Genomic DNA, 8,399 nt, shown 5'->3' with positions numbered 1-8,399 from the left:
TTCGACATCAAGCATAGTGGGCAGACCCTCTCTAAAGCTAACTTAAGTTGCTAGGTTCTGTTGACATTTAACAGATGGAACGGAGATCTCCGTTCCCTACGAAATATACGTGCATCTACGGCCCGATTCGTAGGGAACAACGATCGTTGTTCCCTACCAAATCATTGTGTGTTACATATATATCGTCCTGCTGGCTGTGGGTCGGGCAAGATGCCTGACCTACGAAGAGGGGATATTGTTGGGTTTCACGGTTACCCGTTCAACCCATCAGGCAAATTATGCTTGTGTATATTGGTTGAAAGCAAACGGTAACATATATAATAATTCCAAAACTTATCTGATTGAGCACTAGTTGTGGTGCTGCTGTTTTGTCTGTCTGAATCAGGATTCTCTGGATTAAAGGATTAACAGGATTATCCCTGTGAAACTGACAATAACATCAATGAAGCAAATCAGTATGACTATTTACCTCCTACACCGATCCGATTCACAGGTTTGGCAGGGCACTGACAGGTAAAAAAAATATTTTCAACTCCCTATAGGGGTATTCATAATTGGCGGGTGTGCCGAGAATCCCGATGGCCTCTATACTTCAGCGGTTTTACAGATGTGCGCTCTGCTAAAGCGGTTGCCTGTGAACGGTTTGCCCCTGCCATATTAGCATTGATTTATGAGCAAGATTCCACTGAAAGGTTTGCTGGCCTGCCATATTAGCATTGATTTATGAGCAAATTTTCTGATAAATGTCAATGCGCTCTAGCAACTTGCGTTATTATAACCTATTTTCTGACCATGTGCGTAAATCCTAAGCTATTTATTCATACAATATTCATTCGACAATTCAAAACCCAGTTTTTCACAAATCGACCGCCACGCAATTGAGGCTAACAGCTTAATCACCGCAACCTCTGTAGACTTGAGTGAAATGCTATCCCCCAATTCCTTCCAAATATGACAGAGATACAAAGAAAACCCCCGTCATCGGTGCAATTCAGCGCGGGGGTAAAGTTAGGGGTTGTGCTGTCAAGAGTTTATCTAGTCAGAAAATTATCAGGTTTATAGAGCGTCATAAATATCAAGAAGGTTTTCTTCCAATTCGCCTATTGTTTCGCCTTGTGTCCAATGATCAGGATACTTTTTAATATCCGAGGTACATTTCTCCATCTTGCCAATAGACGCACTCTTGCGCTTTTCTTATTGGCGTAATGCTTTGATTGGAGGTCACGGCTTGGTGCATCATGATGATTTCCTTTCATTTCTGCTAAATCATTAGGAATTTGGACTGGTATGCCAATAGTAAAAAGATAGCCGATTTCTGACGGAAGATCAAGGAAAAAACGCAAGGTTTATGTTAAGAAATCGCGCAATAGAAACGGATTGAGTTCATTCGTTCACTCGTTCATTAATGAACCAATGAACGGCTGGTTTTCACGTTTCACGCTTTTTGTATTTTGCATTCTCTTTTTACATGAGCCAATCGGATATATCAGCGCAGCTTGCCCTCGTATCGGGGTGCCTTCTGCTGTAGCTCTGGGCGGTGTAGGTTATAAAGGTCAATCGGTTCGTAGGGATGTTCCAGCGCGACCTCCTCGTTGAATTCGACCCCCAACCCCGGACGGTCAGGGATCTCAAGCCAGCCATCCTCGACGATCATCGGATTTATGCAAACATCGAAGCGCCACGGTTCGGGCGGAAAGTGCTCTAATACCAAGAAGTTAGGAACACACGCAGCGAGCTGAACGGAGGAAGCGTAGGATACCTCCCCGTTAGGGTTGTGCGGCGCGAATGCCGCGTAGTGCGAATCTGCGATTGCGGCAATCTTCCTCGCTTCAAGCATCCCACCGCAGTGCGACATATCCGGCTGAACGATGTCTGCCCCGCCACGCTCAAGCAGTTGCTGAAAACTGAAGATGGTGAACAGTCGTTCACCTGTGGCAACGGGGATGTCAATCTTGCTTCGCACATAAGCCATTGCGTCAAGATTTTCGTGTGGAACAGGTTCTTCAAAGAAACTGATGTTGTACTGCTCGACACCCTTCGCCGCCCGAACCGCGTTGGCGGCGGTGTTGAATATCCCGTTGCAATCAATGTACAGGTCGATATCCGGTCCAACCGCCTCCCGCACGGCTGCTACGGCGTCAATCCCTGTGTTCAAGATATTGTTATCCAACCGATAGAAATCGATACCGGGACGCCCGCCCCAGGGATTGAACTTCAATCCCTTTGCGCCAAGTTTTACGATCTCTTTTGCTGCCCGCTCAAATTCTTCGGGACTCATACCCTGCTTATACCATGCGTTGGCGTACAGCTTAATTCGATCGCGCGTGCGACCGCCGAGTAGTTCGTATACCGGCACACCAAGCGCCTTGCCCTTGATATCCCACAGCGCTGTCTCGACTCCGCTGATTGCGCTGGTCAACACTTCCCCGCCGGCGTAAAATGCACGCCGGTACATCTCCTGAAAATGCTTCTCTATGGCAAACGGGTCCTTGCCGACAATGTAGCGGGTCAATTCGACCACCGCGCCTTCGACCGTTTTCGATTTGCCTTCGAGGGTAGCCTCACCGACGCCGTGGATGCCCGCATCGGTCTCTATTTTCACGATGAGCCAGTTGCGCCAGCTTCCACCGACAAGAAAAGTTTTGACTTCAGTTACACGCATACGTGCCATCTGAATAAACCTCTTTCAAGTGCTGCGTAGCAAACACACAGTCGCGAGGGGAATCCCTTATCATTCCAACCCTAGCAGCGCAAGCGAATCCCGGTGGATAATCCCTTCGATCACATCGTCCGGGATACGCGGAAGCTTTGTACCTTCAAGCTGGTCATTCAGCCGGCGCAGCCCGTCCATGCCCTCCTGCGGTGTCCATAACGGAAAATCAGAGCCAAAAAGGAGTTTGTCTGTCACACCCCACTCAACCATGCCAATTAACCCCTCCCATCCCTGCCACGGACGGACCCATCCACCACCGGAGACATCCGCATAGACATTAGGGTGCTTGCGCAAGACAACGGCACAATCTCGCTGCCACGGGTGTGCCATGTGCGCCATGATAAACTTGAGGTCTGGAAACGCTTGGGCAACTTCATCAATCAATATCGGCAAACTGTATTTGAGCATCGCCCGAGGACCCGGATGTGTTCCCATGTGCGACAAGATCGGCAATCCCATCCGCTGCGCCTTTTCGTATAAGGGAAAGGCGACGGTGGGATCAGTGGGATCGTATCGTCCTAGCATGGGATAGAGCTTAATGCCCTGCAATCCCAAGTCCGACACACACCGATCGACCTCTTCGAGATGGTCCTCCTCAGTCGGATCTATCGCTGCGAAGCCAATTAGCTTGTCCGGTGCATGCTTGACCCACTCAGCGGTGAAATTGTTGGGGCTGTACATACCGGCAGATACACCCCGCACGCCGAAAACAATCGCTTTGTCAACCGCCTCCATCGCTTTAAGATACGTTTCGGGCGACAATGGTGGCATCGGCGGATAACCTGCCCGTTCGTTAGCGCGATGGTTGGCTTCGCTCATGTGCTCCGGCTGCAGGCAATGGCTGTGTACATCAACGATCATCTATTTCTCCTCTCCCAAATTTAACCATCTAGAGGTGCTGCCCCTTCGGACAGTTGTCAACCCTCCCAACTTGCAATGAATTCCTCTACACCGAAATCGACGGGTGTCTCATTAAAGCAGTAGCGCATCGGGCCCGATTGGAAGCCGGGGAAAAAATGCTCCTCGTCCCTCTGAAGTTTGGCATCAAGCGGCTTAAACCGTTTCCACAACGTCTCCGCCTCCTCCGGTGTGAAGCGATCTGCGAATTCGGGACCCCAGTTCAGCGTGGTCGGATGTGCGCTTGTCCCTCGCCGACGAAGGTCTTCGGGTCCGTCCTCAAGATCTGGGTTCTGGCATAGATTAATAAAGAACGCTGCTTTGCACAAGAAGATAGTCGTCAGCATTTTGCCTTTTTCGGCTCTGCCCGGATGTATCTCGTCCAACGCAGCGTGGTAGGCGGAACCGTTTTTTTCAATTGCAGCACGCAGCGCGGATTCGGTGTGATCCTGCATCCGCTCGCTCCGTTTGTCCCACCGGTTTAGCGTCGCTTGGGCTTCAGCGGATAGATTTTTTGTGTAACTTAGATCTTCGTATTTGGTGAAGTTGCAAAAGCCGCCGTGGATGGTGCGCCGGAGCTTTGCACTGTAGTTACTACCCCAGTGCAGGATGGGGGTGATGTAAACTACGCCATCGCCGCCATTGAGATGCGTTTGGACGCTGCCGGGCAGAGGGAGGCGCGGATCCGCTAGTAACTGACGGTTCTCCTCTTCGGTGTTGATGCGTATGTGGCTGCCGGGCACGACCCATAGCACACTGTCATCGTAGAGGGGTATGTTCCATTGCACGTATCTCGGTCCATTCTCTTTGATGTCATCTATGTAGGCTTGTAGCGGGGCGGTATCAATGGGATGGATATCGCGGTGCCAGACAGCGGGACCCCGGTCGCGTACCGGGCTGCACATCATCATCATTTCGGTAACACCTGCATCTGGCTCTCCCATCAACTGGGTGCTGACGCCCTGCGTGTTTTCGTGAAGCCAGATCTCCGCTGTGTTCGCTGTATCCTTATCGATCAGGTCTACCAGAGGACGCCGATGCAGCGCCAACCGAGCGCCCGGCGGGTCGTCTGGATTGCGTTCGCTCGCCCAGAGCCCCCGCTGTCGATCGACCATCCGCTCGTAACCGGCGCGCAAATCTTCCAATTCCGCCGGCGGGATGACCTCCCGCAGGACCAAATACCCTTCTTCCATGAATTGGTCTCGATTGAATTCCATTTCTGTGTCTCCTGTTATAAACCTATAGGGTTTCGATTAATCCGCCTTATTTTGCAGAGAGGGCAACCAGACTAGCGCACTGTCTTAATATACCGTGGGCATCCGGTTCTGTAGTAAGTATAATGCAGATTAACTCTTGATTGGGATCAACCCAAACGAGTGTGCCGGTTGACCCCCAGTGACCGTAGGAAGGAAAAGTAACGAAATCTCCGAAACTGGGCCAAGCGTACTTGGCTTGAAACCGCCAACCTAGTCCCCACGCCGCGTCTTTGGCGGATTCGGGGAGGGTCTCCATTGATGTGGTCTGATCTGTCACCATCCTCTGTATCGTCTCCGGCTTAAAGATGCGAACTCCATCAAGTTCCCCCTGGTTAAGGAACATCTGACAGTATTGGAACATATCCGCAACCGATGAAAACATGCCGCCCCAAGGCGCACCAAAATTCCGCCAATAGGGTTTGTTCCAACTCCAGTCCTGACCTTTCATGTTCACCCCGCCCATTTCAACATTGTCCACGTTCACATGCGCAATTCGATCTGTGTTGAGACCTCGCGCCCCAAGAGCTGTATCCTTCATGCCGAGAGGTTGGAAAATCTCGCGATGCATAAACTGTGGAAGCGGGACTCCCTCGACCCGCTTGACAACCTCACTTAGGATAGCGATCCCCATACTCTGGTATTCGATATTTGTGCCTGGCGGGAAACCGAGTTTAAGATTACACACCCGACGGATAAACTCCTCTAACGGAGCGTGCTGCTTCCGGAGTTTCTGATTTTCAGGCAGCATATCAGGTAAGCCCGATGTATGTGTCATCAGGTGCCGAATCGTGACCTGCTCTTTCCCGTGAGTTCCAAACTCCGGAATGATTGAAACGACCGGATCATCAAGTGAGATTTTACCTCTCTCGACAAGTAGCATGACTGCTGCAACAGTCATCGGCTTCGTCACAGATGCTAGAATAAACATAGTGTCCGGTTGGATTGGCGGAGAATCAGGTTCAGGGGATATGCGTCCAAAACATCGTGGCTCCATGGCAATACCGTGTCTCGCGACAAGGATGGCGGCACCCGGTATCTTTCCCGCCTCCACAGCTTCTTCCAATAACCGGTATGCTTTGTTCAATAGCTCACTGTTGAGGCCGGGGGAGGCTGACGCTACTTGAGCCCAACTATTCGCGACCGTGCCACCCATAATGAACCCAATACCGACAATCACTAACACGAGGCATCGAATCTTGAGCCGACGGTTGACGATAATTCCGGTGTTTCGAACTCGCATGATGTGCCCTTCTTTTCTTATGGATCAATTTGAAACTGAAGCATCTAACTTTGAATACATCGAAAGTAAAATTAGTCGTACGTTATGAAAATTCACCCACAGTATGCGGGCAGTATACCATCTCCATCCGCAAGCCGCGTTCATCAAACTCAGGTTCTTGCGGAATTGATGTAAGATTTTGCTTTCCCATCAATCCAGTCACTACGGCAGCCAGTGCATCAAGAATGTCGTCCTTTGCGACATCTTTGCGCTTGTAGGTGGATAGCGCATGGGCGATAATATCGGCGGTCTGTGGGTAAACTGACTGGAGGAGCTGCGTCCGTTCCGACAGTCCTTCACTCCGTTTTTTGGCGTGTTGCATCGGACGACCCGCCAAACCCCAAAAGCAGAGCTCCGGGTGAATCTCTCTGATGCGATCTCTCGCAGAGATGTCCTCCGAAAGCAGGGAATCCATCTCACGAATTTTTGGGATAATATTCCAGTTTTCAACGGATAGCCGTTTACCCGTCAACTGTTGATTGATGTCACATGCTTCCTGATACGACGACGCATAGATTGCCCTCCGGCACGGCGCAGGGAACACGCTCGAACGTCTTGGACCGAGCAGCTTCCGGACTTGTGGGTCGCAACGGCGTTCAGCCCTACCCTCCGCTTTCAAGCCGATTGGAATGTCAATCAGTATTAAGGACGCCTGCCGGTGATGATTCCACAGGCTAGATACCTCCGGAAAAACATCCACCTGCCAATTACCTTCCGCTTCCAACCCAATGGCGAACCAACCCGCTCTGCAACCGTCCACACCGACGAACATTTTTGTTCTACGCTCCCAACTGACTTGCCAGATCATTGAAGTCGCTCGCCACTACATCGAAACCGGCGTCGTGTTCCAGATCTCGGTTGCGGTGCGGACCGTATTCTTCGGGTCTAGGTACAAATCCAGTTTTGAATCCGACAGCCGACGAAGCGATCAAATCGCCGGGATGTGCGGCTACCATCATCACTTCACTTGGGGAAAGACCTAGTAGGTCTGCGGCGGTCTGGTAGACCTCCGGATCCGGTTTGTAATGCTTCGCCAACTCTGAAGACAGAATGCAGTCCCACGGCAGACCCGCGTGTTTCGCCATATTGGTGAGCAAGGCGATGTTGCCGTTGGAAAGGGGGGCGACAATAAATCGCTCACGCAATCGCTGGAGTCCACTAACAGCGTCGGGCCATGGGATGAGGCGATGCCACACGCGGTTGAGATGATCTTTGTCCGCCTCGCTTAACCCTGTAATCTCGAACCCATCAAGCAGCTCGTCCAGAATCATACGGTGAAGGGTATCTATGTTCAGCCACGGCAGCTCCCCCTTACGGACGCGATTCATCGAAGGACCGTATCCTCCCCGCCATTTGTCTGCAAACTCGGCCCAATCCACATTAAGCCCATGAGCCGCTCCAAACGCCTCGCCTTCGCGGATAATGCTACCGCGCCAGTCTACAACTGTGCCGAATACGTCAAATGTCAGCGCTTTGATTTCAAGGACATCTGCTTTTGCATTATCTTTCATACAACTCCTTCCAGACAAACGGGCTTATTTCAGTCAGGGTCAAAGCTCGTAGAATACTCACACTTATCTAAGTGCGTCCCCATCTGTTATGCCGCACCCAGCAAATAGTGTCCGCTGCACAGCTCTATCATGCGCCAATGTGTAATCCGGCTGTTTTTCCCCACGAATGCAAGCAGCAAGCTCTCGCAGAAGCGACCCAGAGGTCGATAATCGAGTAATGGTTACGTCCTGCGACCCAGCCAGAAACAGGGTGAGGTTATCTGAACCGATGGGAGTGTGGATCGCTGTGCCCTTTGTACCGTAGACTTCGATACGGCGGGTTTTGCCGCTCTCGATGTGCATACCGGCGGTATCGATTGTACCGAATCCACTTTCAAACTGATGGACGACGACCGCATTATCCACCTCCGACCGACTGTCGTAGTGTCGTCCCAAGGCGGGCTGCACTCCCGTTGGCTCTCCCATCAGGATAACCATCAGGTCAATCAGATGTCCCGCCATCTCGAAGTAAATCCCACCGTGATATACCTTGTACTCCTGCGCCAACTCCGGGTGCCACGATATTGGTTTAGGGATGTGTCCACGATAGTAGAAAATATCGCCAAACGCACCTAACTTAGCAAGACGCAGCATTTCATGGATTGCAGGATTGTAACGCCACATGTACGCCATCTGAAGGCACAATCCCTTGCGCTCCGAGAGTTCGTGGATTCGCTTCAACTGTTCTATATTGACGCCCGCCG

At 51.2% G+C, this 8,399-nt stretch carries 7 protein-coding genes; all 7 read right to left on the bottom strand.

All coding sequences use genetic code 11. The annotated features are described in order from the left end of the window. Positions 1-1,486 precede the first annotated feature (1,486 nt). Entirely contained in the window at positions 1,487-2,671 is a 1,185-nt protein-coding gene (dgoD, locus tag J4G02_03610) for a galactonate dehydratase (protein ID MCE2393680.1), read from the bottom strand. A 60-nt stretch (positions 2,672-2,731) separates the two neighbouring features. Further along, positions 2,732-3,574: an amidohydrolase gene (locus tag J4G02_03605; protein MCE2393679.1), complete on the bottom strand. Its 843-nt coding sequence runs from the start codon at positions 3,572-3,574 to the stop codon at positions 2,732-2,734. Between the two features lie 56 nt (positions 3,575-3,630). Beyond that, positions 3,631-4,827 carry a phytanoyl-CoA dioxygenase family protein gene (locus J4G02_03600; GenBank protein ID MCE2393678.1) on the bottom strand — a complete coding sequence of 399 codons (1,197 nt, stop codon included), beginning with the start codon at positions 4,825-4,827 and terminating at the stop codon, positions 3,631-3,633. Positions 4,828-4,873: 46 nt separating this feature from the next. Next, positions 4,874-6,106 (bottom strand): beta-lactamase family protein, encoded by a 1,233-nt coding sequence (locus tag J4G02_03595; protein ID MCE2393677.1) that lies wholly within the window; start codon positions 6,104-6,106, stop codon positions 4,874-4,876. Positions 6,107-6,188: 82 nt separating this feature from the next. Next, positions 6,189-6,953 (bottom strand): DUF429 domain-containing protein, encoded by a 765-nt coding sequence (locus tag J4G02_03590; protein MCE2393676.1) that lies wholly within the window; start codon positions 6,951-6,953, stop codon positions 6,189-6,191. Then, positions 6,925-7,656, bottom strand: a complete 732-nt coding sequence (locus J4G02_03585; protein ID MCE2393675.1) for a haloacid dehalogenase type II — start codon at positions 7,654-7,656, stop codon at positions 6,925-6,927. The genes J4G02_03590 and J4G02_03585 overlap by 29 nt, the downstream gene beginning before the upstream one ends. Before the next feature lie 63 nt (positions 7,657-7,719). Then, on the bottom strand, positions 7,720-8,399 hold a 680-nt coding region (locus tag J4G02_03580), incomplete at its 5' end, for a Gfo/Idh/MocA family oxidoreductase (GenBank protein ID MCE2393674.1).

The organism is Candidatus Poribacteria bacterium (assembly GCA_021295755.1).
In the GTDB taxonomy this organism is placed as follows: domain Bacteria; phylum Poribacteria; class WGA-4E; order WGA-4E; family PCPOR2b; genus PCPOR2b.
Note: the sequence above shows the minus strand (reverse complement) of the source record. Positions and strands in the feature narration are given on the sequence as shown.